The sequence below is a fragment of the Candidatus Poribacteria bacterium genome (genome assembly GCA_021295715.1).
Lineage (GTDB): Bacteria > Poribacteria > WGA-4E > WGA-4E > WGA-3G > WGA-3G.
Map to the genome: position 1 here is coordinate 1 of JAGWBV010000059.1, position 22,449 is coordinate 22,449.

Here is a 22,449-nt window from a genome sequence, read left to right on the forward strand (position 1 = left end):
CTTCATATCCCATCTCGGCGACCGCTTTTATCGTGCCGCGGACATCTTCTGCCAACTCATTTCGGACGGAAAACAGTTCTAAACCAATTGGTACTCTTGACATGATCTTCCTTTCTTTTGTAACGGAAATTTGTGTATAGTAAAGCCTACAATTAAGGCATACTCCGTGTGCCTACTACACAACGGCTATCTGTAAGAAGTCTTGTATTCTTATCTGTGCAAACGTAAGCCCGTAACGAAGTGGAGGGCTGGCTCTACGTCGAGGAACGTCAATCGTGAAACCACGCTTACCGTCCCGCAAGGTAAATTAAAAATCTATCGTGCGGTATAATTGGGGGCGAGCGGACATGTCTGGGAAAGTGCCAGCAGTGCGACGCGTGCCAACCCGTGAATCAAGTACGCCGCTCCCATTTGCGACTCATACCAATCAATCCCGGATGCGCCGTAAGGGAGCGTTTCTGGGAAATAGACCTCCAACACCGTTTCTGAGAGTTCAATGCCGCCTTCTAACCACGCCGATTCGCCTGTGATGTCGTAGAGATCCGCAAACAACGCAAGCGTGAGACCGGCATCGGATGCTGGAATCTTAAAGCCTTCCGCATGGACCCGCTCAACTGGAAATTTCTCGTCGAGGTAAGTATTGCCAACCACGCGCGCCCATTCCATCAATTTCTCATTCTGTGTCAATCGCCATCCACCGAGGCAAAGCACTGCCGTGCTACACACGGTTCCAGCACCGTAGACACTCCCCCAAGCTGACATACGCTCAAAAATGCGATTCGTCTCACACTCACAGAGGCTGACGAATTCGCGAGTTTCGAGGTTGTGCGGTGCCGCGAGAAATCCATCAATGTAAACCAAACCGTATTGCTGCATCTGGTCTGCCAATTCCGGTAGGAGCGATTCTAACAACGTTGCAGACTCAAGTAAACTGATTCCCAATGAAAAGGTTTGCGTTGGCGCATTTTTCTCAAAGAACCGTTCAGCTTCCGTCGGTGAGCGGCTTTCAATACGCAGAAGTCCACGCGCATCCCGTTTCTCCCACCAGTAATCAGTATATCTCTGAATCTGTTCCCGGACTTCAGGGCGTTGGTCTTGGGTATACGCGAACGCCAAATCGAAGATGTAAAAACCTGAATGGCGCGGAAAATCACACGCACGTGCACCCCGATCAAGGTGTGCTTTTGTGTCAATATTCGCATGCCGTATGTATTCAAACCTGTCCCCTTCGGTCCAGTGATAATCCAGCCCATCGGCAAAACTTTGGACACAAGCAGGATTAAACGTATTCAACTTTTGCCAGAGCCAAAGTGGAGCTTGACGCAAATGGTCGTGAATCGCGGCACCGCCTGCTGGGTTTCGTGAGCATCCGACCCGTTCTTCAATCAGCTGCCAAAAGGCGTGTTCACCCCAAGGAAACAATCCTGTTGCCGTATTTGTGCAATTCTGGGCAAAGTGCTTCAGGTATCGATCGACGGCTTCGATGTATTCCGGTTTCGATTGGTTTTCAGCGAGTGCATTCATCGTAGCAAGCAATGGTTCATCGTGAATCAAATTGGAGCCGAGGTGTGCTCTATCACCGTCCCGTTGTCCCGGAATCTTGGTCGGCTTCTCCGTAAGCATATTGCCAGTCTGTGGGTGCAGAATCGACGGAAACAGACCTTTGTATGGTTTGCTACTTTCAACAATCTGGTCGATCGCATTGCATATTTTAATTATGATTACTTCTGGATTCATCGCAAACAAGACCTCCGCCTCTACTGAATGCGAAATATCGTATCATGAACGCGTTAATTGATCAAGTTCCATAAGGATACGCGACAACCCGTGGTCATTTATGGTAGATTTTAGAATTACTTTGACACGCTGCATCGGCGAGGTTAGAAATCTCGCCTACCGCGATAGGGGGTATGTTTGGGGGTGGGTCCCCTGCGGGAAACACCCAAGTAAACACCCCTACGAAAACTGTTCATATATTTTTAGGATTTACCACCCGACCTACTGCTTCATTTTTTCTTGCCATCTGCTCCCTTGTCTTGTATAATCATCATTGTTTAGACATGCCTATTCTTTGGACTGAATCTACGACGAACCATCATTTTTAACAGGAGAGATTTATGCACGTTGGACTTATGGCAGGAACGATTCGGCGGGAAACGCTCAGTGAGACGCTGGACGCTATTGTGGAACACGATGTCCACCATTTACAATATCATGTGCCTGCAGGATTATCACTTGCGGAGGTTCGCAAGGAGATAGATGACCGACAGATTACAATCTCGGCACTTGGAGGCACCTACAACATGATTGATCCCAATGTTGAGAAACGGCACGCTGGATTGCAGATGTTGCGTTCTGTTGCAGAGCAGTGTGCGCCGATGGGGACATCCGTGATTACGATCTGTACCGGCTCGCGGGACCCAGACAGTATGTGGCGCGCACACCCTGATAACAATACACCAGAAGCATGGCGCGATCTTATTGAATCTATGAAGCAGGCATTGGCGGTCGCCGAGGAATACGAGGTGACACTCGCGCTTGAACCTGAAGTCGCGAACGTGGTCGATTCTGCACAGAAGGCGCGTCGGCTGCTTGATGAGATGCAATCGCCATACCTGAAGGTTTGTATGGACGGTGCGAATGTCTTCCACAAAGGGGAATTACCGAAGATGCGAGAGATACTTGATGAGGCGTTCGCACTCCTTGGGGACGATATTGCGTTGGCACACGCGAAGGACTTGGATCGCGATGGACAGGCAGGCCATCTCGCTGCTGGGACAGGGTTGTTGGACTATGATCAGTATCTCGGTCTCTTAAAGGAGAGCGGGTATGACGGGGCGGTCGTGTTGCACGGGCTATCGGAAGAACAAGTGCCTTTCTGTACGGGGTTTTTGCGGGAGAAAATCGCTGCCTTATAGTAGTTATCAGCCATCAGCAGGAAGAGTATATTCTTAAACGAAAACCTCTTAAAACTGACAGCTGAAAGGATTTTTGAAAAAATCCGCCCTGACCGCTGACTACCATTATTAGATTTTCCCAGACATCCGTTCTGCTAACCGAGCGAGTGCCGGTGAAGTATCCAATTTTTCAAGTTCCGCTTCAATCAGGGTAAAGTATTCCGTCTCAACGAGGGCCGCTTTGATGGCTTCATCAAACTCACCTTCGGTTCGGACATAGTAGCCGCGTCCTGCCCCAAAAAGGGTCGGCATACAACTGTAGTTCCAACATCCTATGTCATTAAAAGAACCATCAAGGAGGTGCCGTTCGGTGCCGTAGCCGTGGTTGTTCAGGACAAGCACAATGGGATTGAGTCCGTAACGGACGGTCGTTGAGAGTTCAGTCCCTGTCATTTGGAAGGCACCATCTCCGACGATAACGAGACACCGCGTGTCAGGCATACTCAGTTGCGCACCAACCGAGGCAGGCACTGCAAATCCCATTGTGGTGTAGTAGGCAGGACTGATAAAGTTGGTGTGTTGATGGATGCGCAGCTCCGCCGCCCCGAAGAGACTATCGCCGACATCAGCGATAACCGTCAGTTCGCCGTTTATGAATTCGTTGAGGTGTTGGAACAATCGGGAAGTTGTTAAGGGTTTGTCGGGTTCGACTTTAAACGGGTCCTTATCTGGAGAGGCCCATCCCAAATTCGGCTTCCGTCGTTTTCGGAGTTTCGGCGAATTAATACCGTCAATGAAATCGTCAAACATCACCTCTTCGTAATTGTGGTAGCGGACTGTAATTTTTTCAGAAGTGGCGTAGATTGAGCGTGTTCGGTCGAGATTTGCGGTGTAAATTCCAAGGTTCACGTCCGTCATGAATGCCCCGAGGATGATCACACAATCCGAATCTTCAACAAATTGCCGGACCTCTTGTCTTCCCATTGCCCCCTCATAAATACCCAAGTAAAGCGGATGGGACTCCTGCACTACCGACTTTCCAAGGAGCGTTGCCACCACTGGGATCCGTTTTTCCTCTATAAGTCTGAGTAATTTGTTCTGGTAACCGAATCTGTGGAGTTCTACCCCCGCAAGGATGACGGGTCTTTTACTGTGGTTGATGAAATCAATCGCATCTTCAACGGCGGCATCCAGCGTTTCCGGATCGCTGAGATGTTCGCCCGTCGAAGGACGTTGGTAGAGCGTGCCACGAACGTCCACCATATCGCGTGGGATTTCAATGTATCCCGGACGTTTGTAGCGGTAGACGGCATCGAGCACCCGATCGATTTCGTTGAAAGCAGTAAAAGGTTCGTCAAGCAGTGCCGTTGCGACGGTGATCTCGTCATAAATCCGTTGTTGCGTGTGGAAATCCCTGACTTTATGGTGAAGGAGGGCATCTTTTCCATGTTCTCTGATACCGGGCGCGCCGCTAATAACCACGACGGGTGATTTCTCCGCATAAGCACCAGCGACAGCGTTCACCATGGATAACCCACCGACGCAATAGGTGACACATGCGGCACCCATGCCTTTTATCCGAGCGTATGCATCCGCGGCATAGCCTGCTGCATCCTCACGGGTCATACCGATATGCTGAATTGAACTCTGCTCGATGAGGTCACAGAACCGCAGGACATAATCGCCCGGAACGCCGAAGATGTGTTCAATGTCATAGCCTTCTAATTTTCTGAGTAGGTATTCGCCGATTGTTGGAGGTCTGTTATACATGGTGGTACCTCGGTGTGTGTTTATCTGCTGAAGTTCTGGGTGGCAACAACGGCAGAATCTGGAACTTTCCGAATGTTTACTGTAACTTTCTCGCGTCTTGGACTGCCATCGGCATTTCTAAAGCCTTTCTGGAATGAACCGCCACACTGCCCTAGTAGTCTGTCACATCTAAACTGACAGGTGGGCTCGCCCGATTTTGTCGGGTTTCACTCCGTTCTACCCGACCTACATAGCGTTTCAGTATCAAAACAGACAAAGTGGATTTCCGATAAGATAAACTCTGTTTTACGCCTTCTTGACATGGCCCCTCTGTTTATCCGGTTCACTTCATATTTGCTGATTCCCTCTTTCAGTTCATCATGCCATCTTTTAAAGGTTCTTTCTTCATCGTTGTATTCTACTTCACCGATCGCGAGAATCACTCCGTAGTGACCATAATCACTTATCGTATTTGCTATCGCTTCAGCATCATTTGTAATAACCGTATGGTTTGTTGTGTTTGCCGCATGTGCCTTAAAGTCCCACGAAATTTCACGAAACGCGTCGAATTCTGTGTTGCGATATTTTTTCCCGGGCATATCAATTATGTCATCAAAATGAGTTTCACATAAAAATTCAAAGTAGAAACCCATCCATTCCATCTGCCGCCACTGTGTCGAACCACCCTCTTTCATTTCAAGAATGGAACTTCTACCATCCCAAACTTTCGGCATGTTTCGAGAGGCGGTTTGCAGTCTTTCAACTGTGTCTACTATCTTTTGGTTTATCATAGTAAAATTATGTTTCCTTACTGAATAAGTCCCATACAGGTTCTTCTTCCGTTTTCTGAATTAAGTATTTCCCTGACTCAATCCGGTCAAGTGCGAATTCATAATACGCTGGGACAATTTCAAAGCCTATGTAATGCCGTCCCTTCATTTTACTAACGACAGCAACCTGTCCAGAACCTAAAAATGGATCCAAAACGACATCACCTTTTTCGCTGGAATAATCAAGGATTTTGTCAATGAGTTCGGCAGGTAATTTTGTTGGTGTTTTAACTGCACCTTGCCAGTATTCTCTCTTGATTTCCCAGACATCCTCTTTATCTTTGTAGTGTGCCGATCCACCGTTTGCAGTCTTGGCATCCTTATCAAACCGGCAATAGGGATAAAATTTTCGTTTCCTATCGTTCTTGCACACGAAAAGACAGTGGTAGTGGGAGGTTACGTACTTTCGCTTGGTAACGACACCAAACTGATATTTCCAAATCAAGTGATTGACTGTCGTCAGCTGACACTCGTCGATGGCTATCAGGAGATCTTTTAGATGATTCCAACCGGAGAAGATATACATACTACCAGAATCCTTTAACACTCGCGTCGCAGCAGAGAGCCAATCAAGCGTAAAAGCAAGATAGTCGCTTCCTTCAATTTCGTTGTAACCTTGAAGGACTCGATTCTCTTTCCGATTGTAATTGTGACGAGTCGCTTTGAAGTCAATCGCGAAGGGCGGATCCGTTATGACGAGATCGACACATTCCTCCGGCATTTCGGACATCAGTTGAATACAATCACCCTGTTTGAGAGTGTCAATCCATTCAGGTTGTTTCATTTCTCAACCGCCATTAAGATTTCAAGAAATGCTGTCATGTAACCGATTGCATACGCACGACCGCGGTGTCCCCAGTCTGTGTCATCGACGACGTGCGGCACATGGTCGGTAATCATAAAGCCTGTAAAACCAATCTCTTTCAGCGTCCGCATCACCTCAAACATATCACAGTTGCCGTTGTTAACGAAGGACTCAGCGAATTTAGGGACATGTCCTTGCACATCTCGGAAATGGACGTAAAAAATCTTGTCGCGTTCCCCGAAATAACGGATCGCGTCCGTGACACCCGGTCCCATTTCCGACCAGGAACCGACACAGAAATCGAGTCCGTGTATGGGACTGTCAGCGATTTCCATCCCGCGTTTGAAGCCTTCAAAGTTACGGAACAGACGCGGAACACCCGCGAGAGATTCCACGGGTGGATCATCTGGATGGAGCGCGAGCTTAACGCCTGCCTCTTCTGCGACGGGCAGGATGGCGTTCATGTAATACTCGTAATTTTCCCATATTTCGTTTTCAGTGTAAACACGCCCGTGCGTTAACGGAGCGTTCTTGACCTGTTCCATATCGAAACTGGTAACAGCCGCACCGCCTCTCCCCAGTGTGGTTCGGGAGGTCCGCCAGACTTCGTTGGGCATCCAGTGGTACCCGAATATTTCCACGCCAGCCTTACCGAGATTGCGGATCGTCGTTGCCATGTTCTCAATTTGGGCATCACGTCCGGGCAAACCGAGCATCGCTTTGTCGTAAAATGAGACAGGCACGTTTTCAAGTGCCGCTAATCGCAGCCCGGCATTTTCTATCTCTGTCCGGAGATGAAGAATGTCCATAAATTCCCAGCGTTCTGTGCCCGGAAGTTGAGGCGTATTGAGCAGCACATCTTCGACGCCCAGTTGCTTGATAAATTTCAGCCGTTCTTCACTGAGTTCACTGAATTGACCTAAACCGAGACGCATTTTCTGTTTCATGATTATCTGCTCCATTATTATTCCGTGTGGGTTCTTGATGGATCCGTCTCTACAAAACGCAGCCTGCAACACCGGCGCAGGGTTTTGCTTGGGATGTTTTTGATAGGGTATTTCTGCGTATTGCTTGGGTGTTTCTGCGGGTTTCTTCAACTCGAAGACGGAAACCCTCGAATGACAAACCTTGTCATTTATCCGCAAGGAAAATTAAAATTGTTTGTCGCTATCCAGTAAAATGGTGACGGGACCGTCGTTGATGAGTTCGACATCCATCATTGCTTGAAAAGTGCCGCCTTGCGTCGGGACGTTTCGTTTTTCTAAAGCGGTGATGAATTCCTCATAAAGTGCGTTTGCGACTTCGGGACGCGCGGCGTTGATAAAACTGGGGCGTCGTCCTTTACGGCAATCTCCGTAGAGGGTGAATTGCGAGACGACAAGTGCAGCCCCTCCCGTTTCAAGGAGCGAACAATTCATTTTACCCTCTGCGTCCTCGAAGATACGCAGATTCGCGACCTTGTTGGCGATGTATTCTAATGCTGTGGTTGTATCCTCATGGGCAACGCCGAGAAAAATAAGCACGCCTGCTCCGATTTCTGAAACGAGTTCGCCGTCTACCGTAACACTCGCTGATTTGACGCGTTGAACAACTGCTCGCATCTTTTAATTTTTCCTTGCGGATAAGTAACGGGGTTTAAGGCCTTGACGTTTTCTGTGTTCGAGCTGTCCTCCACTACGTTACGGACTACTGATTCGTTCATACCGGACAGGGATGGACCCTGATCATGGGATACTGCTTGCATCTTTATTAATTTTTTCTTGATAATTCTTTCAATTTTCATCCTAAAACAGCAAATTTTCACCGTCAAGTCCCTGTGTATCCTCGCCGCCGAATGTCAGGTTAAACTGAAATCCGGGTTGGCTGTTAAATCCGAGTTGGAACGCAAGTGTATTCGATATTTCATAGCGGAATCCCATCCCGATGAGGTTTGTCACGTGGATACCGGCATACGGGAGTTCGCGCGAAAAGTCTGCTATCAACCACATGTTGTCTGAGACAGCGATCTCACCGCCTACTTGCCAATTGAGTGTAAAGAAGTCAGTCGTTTTGAGTGCCTTTGATGTCAAAAAGACGCCGACACCAGCGTGAAGTTTAAAGAGACTACCGAATTTTTGGGTACCAACGAGATAGGTGTTGATTCCGACAAATGGAAACCCGTCGGCGGGACTGTGGTCGAGGAATTCGTTATCTGAATTGAGACGATCATCGGCGGTGAACCCGAATTGCGCGTCGCCACCGACAGAAATACTGGGTAAATTATCGTTCCGTTCCGGTTTGATGTTGTATTTGAGTCCAATGCTGCCGTCGAAGAGTGGCTGATCGTAGACGCGACGATTGATGTTTGGGTCATCAGCGGTCTCAGTGGCGGTATTGTAGAAATCGTGGATGACTTTCCGCACGCCGCCTGTCGAGAAGGTGCCGCCGAGCACGAGATCGAGTGCGTCGCTTAGCCCGTAAGCGAATTTGACTGGGATAAGGAAGGTCTCAACCTCGAGACTGACGCGATGGGTTTCCTCAAATCCACCGATATCGACCCGCTGACCGAAGTCCGGTAGTAGATCCACTTTGGGGTATTGAAAGAGTCCGAACGAGGTGCTTGAACCCCCCTTACCCATTGGCTCCGCAGTTTGGATAGTGCTGAGATGCGAGATGGGAGGTAATTGTGCCCATAGGGGTGTTGCTATGCCTGTGAAAAGCAGTAAAGTGCAAATGATGAGAATGAAGGCTTGCGTGTTGTGTTGTCTCTTTTTCTGCGCATAACTAATAAGCCCAGAATTTGCTTTTGAAAAATTAGTGTGCATGGATTTATCCTTTACCGTTATATCGTTATTCGAGGTTCTTTGCAGAGGGACTGCACCTATCGCGATTTCGCCTCCACGAGCGCGCTTTCGTCGCGGCGTCCGTCAGGTCCAGGTGTATTGTCAAAGGCGGTTATATAGTAACGCTTAAATTCGAGTGCCTGCCCAACGAGAATTGGATCTTCACCAGGAATAGTGAAAGTGCGCTCTTTGGGTCCGACCGCAGGACGAGGGAGGAGTTTTTCAGCGGCATCTCTGGTATAGAGTTGATACCCAGCGAGATCCGGTTCGGTGTTCGGTGTCCATGAGATAACCGCATCGTATTTTGTATTAAAGAGAGAACGTGGTAGGTAACGGACCCGAACGTCTTTTGGAGGCGCAGGCGGTACATTTGGCACTGCTGCAGAGACTGTAGTGACTGCCTCTGCACCGAAGTTATCAACGCCAGCGACACGATAAACCTTTCGGGTGCCATCGACTTGGAAATCGTGGTCAAAATAGTAGAGCCGATCTCGCTTCGGCTCGGCAATGAGTTCAAAACGGAGCGGTTTGTCATCTTGGGTGTCGAGTGCGGCGTAAACGCGGAAGATGGAAAAGTCGTCCGGGAATTCGTAACCCTCCCAGAAAAGTTTGATGGTCAGGTCGGTCGGATCACCGAGTGTTACATTCGGTGCAGGAGGTGGGACGCTTGGAGTCGCCAAAGCAGTTTTCCAGATGCGGCGTGGGTCTTCATTCTCAACAGGTGGGTTCGCTGGGTCCGGCGTTTCGACACCATTGGTGTCAACATAGCTGATGCGGTATTCGTAGGCGAGAAGCCGTCCAGACGCATCAAGTCGATCGTTTTCAAGATTTTGGGTGTCAATAAATTCGTTTGCAGGGGCATCAATAGATCCAACTTGCTGGAATTCTGTGTCTGCACCACCTGTGGAACGTCTGTAAATACGGTATGCTTTGATACCCTCCTGTCCGGTGTCGTTCCACGTGACTCGGACCTGCTGATCGCCTGCGAAAAGCGTAAGACCATCCGGCGCGCCGGATGTCCGAAGATTCTCAGGGTCAAGCGGATTCGCGAAGTCTTCGTTACTCGTGCAAGCATTAAAGAAAACGAACACAAGCAACATAGGAAGGCTTAGCGCAACAATTTTTAATTTTACCTTGCGGTTAAACAGTGTGAGTTTCAAGTTTGACGTGCCTTTCATAAATCTGAAGAAATACCCCATCAAAAACCCCTCCATTTCATTACGGGCTAACATTTATTGTTAATAGGACTTACGCAGTTTACTCGTTTTCGTGAGATTATTGGTTTGTAGTAACGCAATTCTGCGGCGTACTCGCCCAAATGCGACGTGCATTATTGCGCTTTTATCAGTAAAACCGTCTCAAAGTCAGTCTGTCCATCCAATTTGCGTAGATCCTGGTTAAAAAAAGTGCAGAAGGCTGAGACCCGCGCGCCGAGTCTGGAAATTGTAGTGTGGATGCAACTGGAACGGGATCCTCGGAAGTAACAGACTCATGTTTTCGGAGTGGCGATTTCTGAAACCGCTCAGACGTGTTAGCGGAATTCCAATATTGGTATTCCAGTTTTCTGCTGAAGATGCTGAGTCCTCTACAAGTTCCGGCGTATCAAGTTGATTGTAGATTGAGAAGAGCACAGCGAGTCCCACAAATCCAAACCCCACGCGGGACATAATCGTACCGGCATTCCGCCTTACATGGAAAGCGTCTTTGTGTGTTTGGATGTCTGCTTGGATTGCTGCGTTGAGATAGGTATCGTAATGGTTTTGAGAAGAGGCTTTTAAGAAGCTGCTCCCGAACTGGAGACTCATGCCTGAAGCAAAGAGCGCAATTGGTAGAACGTTCGAGCGACGCGCAGCATCGGCGTGCTGACTCGTTAAGATGAAAATGAGGACGCAACTGCTTGCAAATGCGATATATTTCTGACGGATACGATGACGTTTCATGTCGAATTTGTTCCTTTGTTGGGGAATCCATTTCTATAAAGTTTACTCTATTTTTTCTCGAAAGTCAATGCTTTTTGTCATGATACGGGGGTCGCGGTTTGAGGGGCTCTTATCGGAATGATAGGGCATTGAGTCCTCTGCTCTTAGTAACGAGCAATCTCTCTTTCCAGTTTACGTCAGTGTAAAACTGATTAGCCCTGCGGGGTTGGTGAATTCTATTGACAATCGACAAAATGCATAGTAAAATTAAAGAGAACCTTTTGAAATCGGGATTGTCTTAATTATAAATAGAAAAAATAAACGAGTAGATACGTAGGCATGCTTTCCAAAAAGGCAACGGAGAAGAATAATGAAATTAAAAATCGCTAACAATCGAAAAAGTATCATTGCGAAGCTAGGGATCAGTTGTGTCGTATGTCTACTCCTCGGTTTTGGGGTATTGCTTTACGCGCAAGACAAAACGAAAGTGGAATTGATTGCTGCGAAGCCGGATATAAATCTGGTCAAAAAAGCGGAAATGGACTCGGAGAAAACCCAAGCGATAATGAAAATGAAGGAGCAAGTTCCAGCACAAGCCAATAGATTCCGTGGACGTCAAAATCGATCGAGAATTGACTTCGGAGAAAATGAGGTATTCTACAAAGTAATTATTGACAACAATCTCTTTCGTCCCCTTGGGTGGACCCCTCCGAATAACGAACCCGCCTATAGTTTAATCGGTACCGCTGTTGGGGCAGAGGGTGCCGTGTCGCAGGCAACGCTGCTCGAGAAAAGATCGAATCAATATCACTTTGTGACGATAGGCACAAAACTCGGTGATATGACTGTAAAGGACATTCAAGCCAAGCAGGTAATCTTAGACAACGCCGGAAAGCCGATTACACTGAAATCAGGTGAGTTACAATTCCTGACAACCAGTCGAGAACGCGAGTCCAGTAGAGGCACGCAAGCCGGTGGAGGTCAGTCTGGAAAGGAAGGAGATAGTCAGGCGGGAAACCAAGCCAATGCTAATATGGACGCTGAAAAGCGTAGACAGATGGAGAGGCAAAAGCAAGCTGCGATCCAACAAAAAATGAGACAAGAGATGATGGAAAAACTGAAAGATGCTTCAGAAGAGGAACGGCGAGAGATAATGCAGAAAATGCGAGAAGAACGTGCGGGACGTGCTGAGCGTGGTGGTAGAAGAGGTAGGAATCGCGATCGGTAGTCTACGACTGACACATACCCGTTTTTTCAAGGCGCGGCTTTAAACCGCGCCTTTCTTTATTCCGATAATTACGCTGCGTCTTGAGCGTTCTCTGGCATGTTTTCAAGTCGGGAAAGCCAGTAGCCGATATCGAACGAGTCATCACCGATGAGGAAGCGCCATTGCTTGATGCGGTTGACGATTTCAAGTCGCACATCGTTCCCATACCATCTGTGATTTCTGCCTAAAGCACCGTGGATCCCCGGTGTGTCAATATCGTCTGTGTTCCAGAGTTGACACTGACGCACCGTCGGGTTGAGGCGGAGTTTGAACATGTAACGCGTGCGGTCTGTGAGGTTCGGTTGCGCACAGTGCCACATCCCGTGATGCACCACGAAGAGTGTCCCCGCATTACAAGCGATAGGCAGCTGCCCGAGGAAGTTTTGATAACGCGCGATGTCCGTTTCACAGACACGGCGATACTGGCTTCCCGGTAAAATCATCGTCCCCCCCATTTCGCGCGGCGTATCGTGCGAGAAATAGAAGAATTGGATGTCGAAGTGCATCCGAAGATCGATAATCGCGTCGGCATGCCAAATTTGCCCGATTTCGTTTTGCGGACGGACGATGTGAACGGCGTGATGATCGTAAAGCGGATTCTCACCCACCAGGCTGTGGATAATGCCTTGGACTTCCGGCAGTCGGAAGACTTTACCGACAGCGGAATCATCATCCCAGACTTCATCTAACACCGTGCCGCCGCGTCCACGCACAATAATGCCCTCTTCCATTTCGGCATGTGCGGCTTCATTTAATTCTTTGGGAATTAAGTCATCAAAGCGAAGGTAACCGTCCGCTACAAAATTCGCCATCTGTTCTGTATTGAGCAAATACTTTTTGTCAATCATTAGATTTTCTCCAATTTCTCCAGGATATATTCAAACCTGAGATATGAAGTATGATATTCCATGCCGGGGTAGGCAGGGAATTGTTGTGGGAACTGAATCACTCGCCAGCCATCGCGCATCGCTTCGACAACCGAGTTATAGGGCGGTGTCTCGCTGTCCCCTGTGGTATGGCGTTTTTGACCGGTGCCGTCGTAAAGCGCCCAAGCGACAACGCCACTGTTCAAATCGGGGGTGTGCAAATGCAGCACGAGGAGTTGTTGTCTCAATTCAGACATTTAATTGTTCCTTGCAGATTTTTAATTTTACCTTGCGGAGTCACAACAGCCGTTTCGACTCTCACGGACGTTCCTTAAATCCGCCTGCACCGATGTTGCAGGCTACCGATTTGGTTTTGACGACTGCTGACTGCGAATCGCTTTAGACGACTGTCTCAGGGAGTATCGTCGCATCCTTTGGCACAATCACAATACCATCCCGAATGCAGTAATTCTCATCATCGTGATTATCGACCCCATCCCGGTTGACGAGTACAGAATTATCGCCGATACGCGCATTTTTGTCAATAATTGCATTCTGAATGAGGCAATTTTGACCAATGCCGATATTCGGGATGCCTGCCTGTGCGTTTTCCATCCGTATTTCATCGGACTCGTAATAGTCTGCTCCCATTAGGACAGACTGATAAATCCGACTGCCGCTGGAAATGATACTCCTGATACCGACGATTGTTCTATCGATTTCAGAATCATCAATGATAGAGCCTTCGGCGAGGATCGAGGAGCGGACACTACTGCTGTTGACTTTCGTACTTGGTAAGTGCCGCCGGTTGGTGTAGATCGGTGCCTGTTCATCGTAGAAGTTAAACGCAGGTGCAGTGTCGGTGAGTGCTATATTCGCCGAATAGAAAGAACGAATGGTCCCTATGTCCGCCCAATAGCCATCGAAAAAGTAAGCAGAAACTGGGAGCTGCTGAATACTCTTCGGGATAATATCCTTGCCGAAGTCGACGTTTGCGTCATCTCGAAGCACCTCTTGCAAGATCTCTCTGTTAAAAATGTAAATTCCCATTGAGGCGATGTATTCTCTGCCATCGGGTTCAATACCTCGAGACGTAAAGACTTCAGGTTCAACGCGGAGTCGATCCAGTTCTTCCTCAGTTTGCGGTTTTTCCACGAAGTCAACGATACGTCCATTCGTATCTGCCTGAAGAATGCCAAGTCCACTCGTGTCTTCTCTTTTCACCGGAATCACAGACACGGTGATAGCAGCGTTTGATTCAGTGTGCACTTGCAGCATTTTGCTATAATCCATCCGATAGAGATGGTCACCGGCGAGAATCAGGACGTATTCGTCTGCGAAACGTGGATTGAGAATATAAGGTTCATTGTGTTTGACTGCGTCTGCTGTTCCCTGATACCACTCTTCGCCCATCAGTGTTTGTTGCGCTGCGAGGATTTGGACGAACCCGCGGCGGTATGTGTCGAAGCGGTATGTCTGCGCAATATGTCGATTCAGGGAGACGGAGTTAAACTGCGTCAGGACATAGATGCGCTCCAAGCCTGAATGGAAGCAATTACTAATAGGTATGTCCACGAGTCGAAATTTACCTGCGATCGGGACACTCGGTTTCGCCCGGTCGCGTGTCAGAGGAAATAGGCGCGTGCCGCGGCCGCCTCCAAGAATCACTGCAATAACGTTCCCGTTACTCATATGCGTTCTCCCATATTTTTGTGAATGCTTGTGGATTTGGAAACTTTTAATGGTTCAGTTTTCGTTTCGTTTTCGCACGCTTAGAAGCCAAAACTTGCTATTGAAAACGCTATTGTCGGGAGTAAAAAACTATAGGCTTCCCTTGGTGGATAGGACACCCGTAATACGTTCATCAAGACGTGTAGCAACATGCAAAGCCTTCGCAACAGCCTTAAAGATGGCTTCAATGATGTGGTGTTGATTTGTGCCGTAGGGGGCGTTGATATGCAAAGTTGTCCCGCTATGGTTCACGAACCCGTGAAAAAATTCTTCAGTGAGTTCAACATCAAAATCGCCGACCTTTCCCTGACCAAGTGGGGTGTCAAAGTAGAGGTAAGGACGTCCACAAACATCCAAGTCTACTTTAGCGAGGGATTCGTACATAGGGACGGTGAAACTGCCGAAACGTTGCATGCCTGCTTTGTCGAGCATTGCTTTTTGGAGGGCTTGCCCTAAGCAGATACCGACATCTTCAGTCGTATGGTGTGCATCCACGTGTAAATCACCTTCCGCTTGAATGTCCAGATTGAAGAAACCGTGTTTGGCAAAGAGTTCCAACATGTGATCCAGAAATCCAACGCCTGTCTTAATATTGGATGTTCCGGTTCCATCAAGGTCAAGCCGAAGTTGGATACGGGTTTCTGCTGTTTCGCGGGCAATTTCTGCTGTTCTGTCCATTTTTTAATTATTCCTTCATGCCCATGTGATAAGCCCGAGTTCATGCGGAGATTGCAAGTCCTCATGGTAAGGTAACACACGGACAGTATAACCGTGTAATCCTGTCTTTTTCAAAGTGAGTGTTCCTTCAAAGAGATAGGTGCCACCTCCGAGGTCGGTTTTATACTCCATTGGTCTGACACTTCCATTGTGAATTTCGCCCGCTTCGTCTAACACGCCGTGGTAAATTTCGACAGCGAGTTCGTGTGGAAACAGGACATCTGTGTGGACCACCGCCTGCACTGTTGTAGATTCGCCGACACCCAACTCGGGATTTTGCAGCACAGAGGTATCCGTCGCATCGGTCGGTTTCTCCTCGACCCGTAGGTCGCCCCAATGATCTTGGATATGTGTTTTCCAGCGAGTTAAGGCGAGGCTTCGCTTACCACCTCCTTCATTGAGGTGTTGCCAGCGACGATGTGCCGGAAAATACAGCTGCTCTGCGTACTCTGCTACCATGCGTTTTGTGTTGAAGATCGGAGCGAGGTTCTGCATCGCAGTCTTCATCCGGGCAACCCATTCATAAGGCACATCGTCAACAGGATTACGTTGATAAAAGAGGGGAACAATCTCTTTTTCCAGAAGTTCATAAATAGCGTTGGCGTGTGCTTTATCAGTCGACTTTGCGTCACCGTGAGAGGCACCCGCATCGATTGTCCAACCGCCACCGAGATGATTTGCCTCTGCCCACCACCCATCCGCAATACTGAGATTGAGAACACCGTTCGCGGATGCTTTCATACCGCTTGTTCCGCTCGCTTCATTAGGACGTAACGGGTTGTTGAGCCAGATGTCAACCCCTTCAACGAGATAGCGTCCAACACAGATGTCGTAATTCTCAATGAAGACGATTTTATGATAAAATCGAGGTTCTGATGCGATACGGCAGATGCGCTGAATGAGCAATTTCCCCTCATAGTCATGTGGATGTGCCTTGCCCGCAAAAACGAGTTGGACAGGACGTTCTGGATCGTTGAGAATCTTGTCGAGACGATCGACATCTTGGAAGAGTAAGGTCGCACGCTTATAGGTTGCAAACCGGCGTGCGAACCCGATCGTTAATGCCGCTGAATTGAGAATTTTAGTGGCGACACTCTCGCTTTCCTGAGAACGTTTGCCATGCGAAAGAGTGGAGGCACTTCCGAGCGCGTGTTTCTGCTCTTGGCGTTGGCGCGCAAATGTAATGAGTCGTTCGCGTCGACGTTCATGGGTTCGCCACAACTCAGGATCCGGAATCTGCGAGATCTGTGTCCAGACTGCTTGATTTGTAAGTTCAACGATCCAGCGGGGACCCAGATACCTGTCAAAAAGGCTCTGCATATCACCAGAGACCCAAGAACGGGTATGGATTCCGTTTGTTATCGCACTGATAGGAATTTCATGCACGGGTGTCCCGGGCCAGAGGTCTTTCCACATGTCACGAGAGACCTGACCGTGTAACTGGCTCACGCCGTTGCTCATTGCTGAGAGCCGGAGCGCGAGGAGTGCTGGGCTGAATTCGCTATGTGTATTGGTCGGGTTTGTTCTACCAAGACCGAGAAAAGTATCCGCAGAAACCCCAATGTCCCGATAGTAACCACTGAAGTAGTGGTTAACTAACTCAGGTGGGAACCAGTCAATACCGGCAGGGACCGGTGTGTGCGTTGTGAAAATGTTTCCTGATTTCGTGGCTTCGCAGGCTTCTTCAAAACGGATACCTGTTTCCAGCATAAGTTGCCGAATGCGTTCAATGGTAAGGAACGCAGCGTGCCCTTCGTTCATATGGCAGACAGTCGGTTGTATACCCAGTGCAGTCAAAGCACGGTATCCACCGATGCCTAACAGAATTTCCTGTTTGATGCGAAGGCGTTCATCACCGCCGTATAGGTAATCCGTTATGTTCCGTAATTCCTCACTCTGATTTTCCGGGATATTCGTGTCGAGGAGATATAACGGAACGCGTCCGACTTGGGCACACCAGACTTTAGCAAGTGCTTTACCTTCTGGATACATAACTTCCACGAGAAGTGGGGTTCCATCAGCGCATTTTGCGGGCTGGATGGGCATATTATAGAAGTCATTCGTTGGGTAATCCGCCATCTGCCAACCGTCTGCTGTGAGTGTCTGACGGAAATACCCGTGCTGATAGAGGAGTCCGACTGCAACGAAAGGTAGACCTAAGTAACTTGTGGACTTCAGATGGTCGCCCGCTAAGACACCTAAACCGCCGGAGTAAAGCGGCATACACTCTGTCAATCCGAATTCCATTGAAAAATACGCAATTTTTAGGGTGTTGAGGGTCTCGTCGTTATGATTTGTTTCAAACCATGAGGCAGTGTGATGATATTCTTTAAACTTTTTGTGGATAACGTCAAGGCGGGCGAGGAATACGCTGTCTTTTGCAGCGGCATCTAACTGTTCTTGGGAAATTTGACCGAGCATTGCAACCGGATTGTGATACGTCTTTTCCCACAATTCGGTATCGAGGTGTCGAAATAGACCTAAGGCTTCACGATCCCAGGTCCACCACAGGTTTAAGGCAAGCTCACGTAGCGGTTCAAGATTCGGCGGTAACGTCGGCACCACTGTTAACTGGCGAAGTGGCTTCATCTAATCCGTTCTCCTTCCGAAATCTAAACGACTTTTGCGTTTGATTGTTGTGTTTTCAAAGTGATGTAGGTGCCCTGCTTCCGTTGCTCGAAATCTAATTTTCCTTCGCGAGCGAGCCAACCAACACCCATTAAAACTGTCCGTTCATTTACACCGATTTCGCGTGTTAATTTTGTAACAGTGGCTTCGTTGTTATTTTCGAGATAGTGCCATATAGCACCCGCTACACTTCCAATACTTTCTAACATTTCTACCTCCATAAAGGATGAAAATTTCAGGGATTATTTGTTGAATACATGCTAACCAATGCTTTGTACGACTTACATCTGAGTCTCTCAGGGAATGATGCTTTGTCGCACAAACCTTCAATATATATTATAGTGGCTTTTGGCGAGGTTGTCAAGGACAAAGATTTGCGGACAGAGGCATTCAGTTGTCAGCAGTTGACGGTCCGTTATTGGTTGTGAGTCGCAGGGAAAATTGGATGGGTCTCGTACTCAGGATACAGAATTTGACACCTATTCTAATATCATGATATAATCTTTCGTAAAGAATGCGATTTTGGTAATTTTTTCATCCTTTTGGGTTGCTTGCAAGCCCGCGTAAAAAACATTAGACGAGGTAAAAAATTTTGAGTATTGTTGTTCATGTAACACACGAGGCTATCCAAAAAATGGGCGGCATCGGGGCAGTTTTAGAAGGGTTGCTGACAACCCGCAGCTACAATGAAGCGATTGAACGCACTTTTCTCGTCGGACCCCTCTTTCCTGGTGCCGACTTGGGAGAATTGGATGCTGTGCTGTATCGCTCCAGTGAAGGGATAGCAGACACACCCCACGCACATGCGCTCAGTGAGATTGAGCATAATTATGATGTAGAACTCGTTTACGGACAGCGAAAGTTTGTGGATAAAAATAACAACGTTACGACCCTCACGGACGTAATGTTGGTAAACGTGTCAAATAGCAATGAAGTTCGGACGAGTCAATTTAAGTGGCATCTCTATGAACATTTTGACATCGAATCAAGTCGGTATGAGAGTGAATGGGAATATGAAGAGTATGTCCGCCTTGCCGAACCCGCGTATGATGCATTACAGGTCCTTATCGGTGGAAAGACGAATACCCCAGTGTTTGTCATCTCCCACGAATTTATGGGGATGCCGCTTGCGCTCAAGACACTGATTGAACGCCAGAACAACAAAGACGCTGTGAACATGCGCACTGTCTTTTATGCCCATGAAGTGGCAACGATACGTCCCATTGTTGAGGGACATCCCGGACATGATATACGCTTTTACAACGTATTGGAGCAGGCAAAAGCAAAAGGACAATCGATCCGTGAGGTATTCGACGATCCGTTTTGGTATTTCAAACACGCCTTGATCGATAAAGCACATCTCTGTGATACAATCTTCGCAGTCGGGGATCTGGTCGTGGATGAGCTGCGATTCTTGGCAAAGCCGTTTGAGGAATTCCCAATTAACCTCGTCTACAACGGCATCCCGGCGTTTGAGGTGAGTCTGCAGGAAAAATTAACGTCAAAGGCACTGATCCAAAAATATGCGAAGACGCTTCTCGATTATCGTCCGGATTACGTCTTCACGCATGTAACGCGTCTCGTCAAAAGTAAAGGATTGTGGCGCGATTTACAGGTGCTCATGCATTTGGATGACCTACTCGCTTCCAATGATAGAACAGCCGTATTGTTTATTCTCTCGACAGAAATTGCAACAGGTCGTCCCCACGAAAGTATTCATGAGATGGAGGAAGCGTATGGATGGCCCGTGTATCATAAAATCGGTTATCCCGATCTTGTTGGCGCGGAAATTGAACTCAACAACGGCGTTTCTGCATTCAATCTGCAGTCTAAGGCGGTCAAAGTCGTTTTCGTCAATCAGTTCGGGTGGAGTCAAGCTGCTTGTGGGAAACGGATGCCGATAGAAATGGAATTTATGGACATCCGCAAGGGGAGTGATGCAGAGTTTGGGCAGTCGATTTACGAGCCGTTCGGAATTGCGCAGGTAGAACCGCTGAGTTTCGGTGCGATCTGCGTCGTTAGCAATGTCTGTGGGTGTTGCGGTTTCATTCAGCGTGCGACCGATAACCGTGATGTCCCAAATATCGTTATTGCCGACTATACGCAGCTGAATATCCCTCCGAAGTCATTGGAAGATGTAATTCATATCGGTTTGGCGGAACGGAACGCCATTGAAATGGAGAATAGCAGAGACATCGCAGCGAAACTCTTGGGACGCTTACCTCGCAAACCTCGTGATGTAGAGGATATGCTTCGAGAAGGTTACGATATTGCTTCCCGCATGAGTTGGGAAGTCGTCGTTAAGGATTATTTCTTGCCCGGATTGAAAAGGGCACTTTAAGGAGAAAAATTCAATGTCAAATCAAACCGCTATGGAAGCACCGGTGCCAATGACCCCTGAACAAAAATTTTTCTTCGATCTTCGCGGCTGGATTCTGTTGCCGTCGGTATTATCGGAGCCAGAAATCGAAGAGATGAAAGCAGAGGTCTATGATGGGGCAAGACAGAGTTATCAAGGTGCGCTCCAAACGCTACTCGACCATCCCGCGATCGTAGGCATCTTGAACGAAATTCTGTCCGAAGATCCGTTTGTGCACGACGATTGTTATGGGTTTCGATGTGAAGGATCATTCACGACTGTGAGACCCCCCGGTTGGGGTGTGTCGGAACGTGGCGATAACGGTCTACCGCACGTCGTGCGTCCGCCGCAACAGGCAAACGCGATGCGGTATCAGGTCGCTGGAGGAAAGATTTTCGCAGGACTGACGCGTGTTGTGTGGGAACTTGAGGAGGTCAAGTCGGGACAAGGTGCCACCTCTTTTCTTAGCGGTTCACACAAAGCACACTTCAATTACGGAGGTCCCGACCCATATCGTCCAAATATCGGTGAGTCGCCGTGGGAAGCGAATATGCGCGAAATGATGGACGACTATAGTTGTCCACCCGGTTCCGTCGTTATCTTCACCGAGAGTCTCGTCCATGCAGCGAATGATTGGACGAATCCATCGAACCCTCGGTGTGCTGTCTTCAATTGTTACAACTCCATCTGGGCACAATGGCATCGACTCAACCTGAGCCATGAAATCATTGAAACCATGCCACCGAGGCGACAGTCATTGTTCCGAGGCACATGGGCAATTGGCGGCGGTCCCAGTGGAAACCGTGCATATTCGTTGGATAATAACACTACGTAGTCAAGGCACCCAAACCTAAAGGGTTGGGAAACCTGTGCTTCGTAGCAGTTCGCGTTTTCGAGAAAACGTCTTACATCTGCTCCACAGAGGGACCCAAGGCAGCCCTCAAGATGTTCATTGCAGCGTTTACGTCTCGGTCGTGGTGGGAACCACAGGCGGGGAAACCTGTCCATTGCCTATCAGAAAGAGGAAGATTTTCGTTATGATGTCCGCACTCCGAACAAGGCTTTGTTGTCGGGGTCCACTGTCCGATTTGTAGGAACGCACGCTTATGTTTGAAACACTTGAACTTCAGTATCTCAACAAACTGGTAGAAGGCGAGGTCAGAGGCTTTGCGTCCCCAAAGCCGTTTCATACCCTCAAGATTGAGTGTCTCGACCACAGTGGTATCAAACCGTCGGCAGAGGTCCGTCGCACGTTTGTAGTGCCAGTCTTTGCGTTGATTGGCTATCTTGCGATAGAGACGGGCGAGTTCGCCGACAGCACGCCACCAATTGTGAGAACCTTTGACCTTACGAGAAACGCTTTTATTGAGTTTCCGAAGTTCGGTTAAGGACTGTTTTAAGGGTTGCGGATGTTCGATTTTCTCGCCAGGTATTCAGGGTCAGATACGTCTCGAGCCCGAAATCTATCCCTACGCTCTCACCTGTAGCAAGATAGGGTTCCGTCGAGGAGTCGTCAGTTACAACATACAACCAAAATGTGCCAACTGCGTCGCGAAGGATTTGGATATAGCGGACAGTTCCATTCCATTCGCGATGTTGGTGAAAAGAAAACCAGCGTTTGTTGAATTTCAGGGAGTGCGAGGACTCATCCCACGCCTTAAACGAAATGCGGACACGTCCTTCTTCAAGCTGATAGGCAGACTGGAACTTAGCAGAACGATAGCGGTCTTTGCGCTTAAACTTCGGCAGTCCGCCAAGACCGTCAAAAAATCGGTCGTATGTGATGTGGATACGGACGATCACTTCGTCAAGTGTATCACGCGGGATCCATGTCCAATGTTGCTTGGTACGTTGGAGCA

At 48.3% G+C, this 22,449-nt stretch carries 22 protein-coding genes; 5 read left to right on the forward strand and 17 right to left on the reverse strand.

The features are described from left to right. Positions 1-315: 315 nt before the first annotated feature. Positions 316-1,737 carry a hypothetical protein gene (locus tag J4G07_14810; GenBank protein ID MCE2415262.1) on the reverse strand — a complete coding sequence of 474 codons (1,422 nt, stop codon included), beginning with the start codon at positions 1,735-1,737 and terminating at the stop codon, positions 316-318. A gap of 380 nt (positions 1,738-2,117) precedes the next feature. Here J4G07_14810 and J4G07_14815 point away from each other — a divergent pair, with 380 nt between their 5' ends. After that, positions 2,118-2,918 carry a sugar phosphate isomerase/epimerase gene (locus tag J4G07_14815; protein MCE2415263.1) on the forward strand — a complete coding sequence of 267 codons (801 nt, stop codon included), beginning with the start codon at positions 2,118-2,120 and terminating at the stop codon, positions 2,916-2,918. Between the two features lie 108 nt (positions 2,919-3,026). Here the strand turns inward: J4G07_14815 and J4G07_14820 are convergent, their stop codons facing one another. From J4G07_14820 to J4G07_14855, 8 genes are all read right to left on the reverse strand, one after another. Continuing rightward, the gene (locus tag J4G07_14820; protein MCE2415264.1) at positions 3,027-4,667 is read right to left on the reverse strand and encodes an alpha-keto acid decarboxylase family protein; all 1,641 of its coding nucleotides are present in this window, start codon (positions 4,665-4,667) and stop codon (positions 3,027-3,029) included. A 206-nt stretch (positions 4,668-4,873) separates the two neighbouring features. Beyond that, positions 4,874-5,437 carry a hypothetical protein gene (locus tag J4G07_14825; protein MCE2415265.1) on the reverse strand — a complete coding sequence of 188 codons (564 nt, stop codon included), beginning with the start codon at positions 5,435-5,437 and terminating at the stop codon, positions 4,874-4,876. A 7-nt stretch (positions 5,438-5,444) separates the two neighbouring features. Then, the gene (locus J4G07_14830) at positions 5,445-6,260 is read right to left on the reverse strand and encodes a site-specific DNA-methyltransferase (protein MCE2415266.1); all 816 of its coding nucleotides are present in this window, start codon (positions 6,258-6,260) and stop codon (positions 5,445-5,447) included. After that, positions 6,257-7,243, reverse strand: coding sequence for a mannonate dehydratase (locus tag J4G07_14835; GenBank protein MCE2415267.1), 987 nt, complete (start codon positions 7,241-7,243; stop codon positions 6,257-6,259). The genes J4G07_14830 and J4G07_14835 overlap by 4 nt, the downstream gene beginning before the upstream one ends. A gap of 189 nt (positions 7,244-7,432) precedes the next feature. Next, the gene (gene dtd, locus J4G07_14840; protein ID MCE2415268.1) at positions 7,433-7,882 is read right to left on the reverse strand and encodes a D-tyrosyl-tRNA(Tyr) deacylase; all 450 of its coding nucleotides are present in this window, start codon (positions 7,880-7,882) and stop codon (positions 7,433-7,435) included. A gap of 183 nt (positions 7,883-8,065) precedes the next feature. Next, positions 8,066-9,085, reverse strand: a complete 1,020-nt coding sequence (locus tag J4G07_14845; protein ID MCE2415269.1) for a hypothetical protein — start codon at positions 9,083-9,085, stop codon at positions 8,066-8,068. Positions 9,086-9,141: 56 nt separating this feature from the next. Beyond that, a complete protein-coding gene (locus J4G07_14850; protein ID MCE2415270.1) occupies positions 9,142-10,302 on the reverse strand; it encodes a hypothetical protein in 1,161 nt (386 codons plus the stop codon). Positions 10,303-10,500: 198 nt separating this feature from the next. Beyond that, complete coding sequence (locus J4G07_14855; protein MCE2415271.1) at positions 10,501-11,043, reverse strand: hypothetical protein; 543 nt, start codon at positions 11,041-11,043, stop codon at positions 10,501-10,503. A gap of 349 nt (positions 11,044-11,392) precedes the next feature. Between J4G07_14855 and J4G07_14860 the strand changes: the two genes are divergently transcribed. Then, positions 11,393-12,250, forward strand: coding sequence for a hypothetical protein (locus tag J4G07_14860; protein MCE2415272.1), 858 nt, complete (start codon positions 11,393-11,395; stop codon positions 12,248-12,250). A 68-nt stretch (positions 12,251-12,318) separates the two neighbouring features. Here the strand turns inward: J4G07_14860 and J4G07_14865 are convergent, their stop codons facing one another. The 6 genes from J4G07_14865 to J4G07_14890 form a co-directional block, all read right to left on the reverse strand. Then, the gene (locus tag J4G07_14865) at positions 12,319-13,137 is read right to left on the reverse strand and encodes a phytanoyl-CoA dioxygenase family protein (GenBank protein MCE2415273.1); all 819 of its coding nucleotides are present in this window, start codon (positions 13,135-13,137) and stop codon (positions 12,319-12,321) included. Then, the gene (locus J4G07_14870; GenBank protein MCE2415274.1) at positions 13,137-13,412 is read right to left on the reverse strand and encodes a hypothetical protein; all 276 of its coding nucleotides are present in this window, start codon (positions 13,410-13,412) and stop codon (positions 13,137-13,139) included. Before J4G07_14870 ends, J4G07_14865 begins: the two co-directional genes overlap by 1 nt. A gap of 142 nt (positions 13,413-13,554) precedes the next feature. Further along, on the reverse strand, positions 13,555-14,847 hold the full coding sequence (locus J4G07_14875; protein ID MCE2415275.1) for a glucose-1-phosphate adenylyltransferase: 1,293 nt from the start codon (positions 14,845-14,847) through the stop codon (positions 13,555-13,557). A gap of 129 nt (positions 14,848-14,976) precedes the next feature. Beyond that, complete coding sequence (hisB, locus tag J4G07_14880) at positions 14,977-15,564, reverse strand: imidazoleglycerol-phosphate dehydratase HisB (GenBank protein MCE2415276.1); 588 nt, start codon at positions 15,562-15,564, stop codon at positions 14,977-14,979. 15 nt (positions 15,565-15,579) lie between these two features. Continuing rightward, positions 15,580-18,192, reverse strand: coding sequence for an alpha-glucan family phosphorylase (gene glgP, locus J4G07_14885; protein MCE2415277.1), 2,613 nt, complete (start codon positions 18,190-18,192; stop codon positions 15,580-15,582). 23 nt (positions 18,193-18,215) lie between these two features. Further along, positions 18,216-18,440: a winged helix-turn-helix domain-containing protein gene (locus J4G07_14890; protein ID MCE2415278.1), complete on the reverse strand. Its 225-nt coding sequence runs from the start codon at positions 18,438-18,440 to the stop codon at positions 18,216-18,218. A 383-nt stretch (positions 18,441-18,823) separates the two neighbouring features. Between J4G07_14890 and J4G07_14895 the strand changes: the two genes are divergently transcribed. Together J4G07_14895 and J4G07_14900 are read left to right on the forward strand one after the other, a co-directional pair. After that, the gene (locus tag J4G07_14895) at positions 18,824-20,572 is read left to right on the forward strand and encodes a hypothetical protein (protein MCE2415279.1); all 1,749 of its coding nucleotides are present in this window, start codon (positions 18,824-18,826) and stop codon (positions 20,570-20,572) included. Positions 20,573-20,585: 13 nt separating this feature from the next. Next, positions 20,586-21,425, forward strand: a complete 840-nt coding sequence (locus J4G07_14900) for a phytanoyl-CoA dioxygenase family protein (GenBank protein ID MCE2415280.1) — start codon at positions 20,586-20,588, stop codon at positions 21,423-21,425. Positions 21,426-21,495: 70 nt separating this feature from the next. Here J4G07_14900 and J4G07_14905 read toward each other — a convergent pair whose 3' ends face one another. Beyond that, the gene (locus J4G07_14905) at positions 21,496-21,807 is read right to left on the reverse strand and encodes a transposase (GenBank protein ID MCE2415281.1); all 312 of its coding nucleotides are present in this window, start codon (positions 21,805-21,807) and stop codon (positions 21,496-21,498) included. On the opposite strand from J4G07_14905, the gene J4G07_14910 reads away from it, so the two are divergent. Continuing rightward, entirely contained in the window at positions 21,697-21,978 is a 282-nt protein-coding gene (locus J4G07_14910; GenBank protein ID MCE2415282.1) for a hypothetical protein, read from the forward strand. The two genes, J4G07_14905 and J4G07_14910, sit on opposite strands and share 111 nt — an antisense overlap. On the opposite strand, the gene J4G07_14915 is transcribed toward J4G07_14910, so the two are convergent. Beyond that, the coding region (locus J4G07_14915; protein MCE2415283.1) for a hypothetical protein at positions 21,953-22,449 on the reverse strand (497 nt) is incomplete at its 5' end. The two genes, J4G07_14910 and J4G07_14915, sit on opposite strands and share 26 nt — an antisense overlap.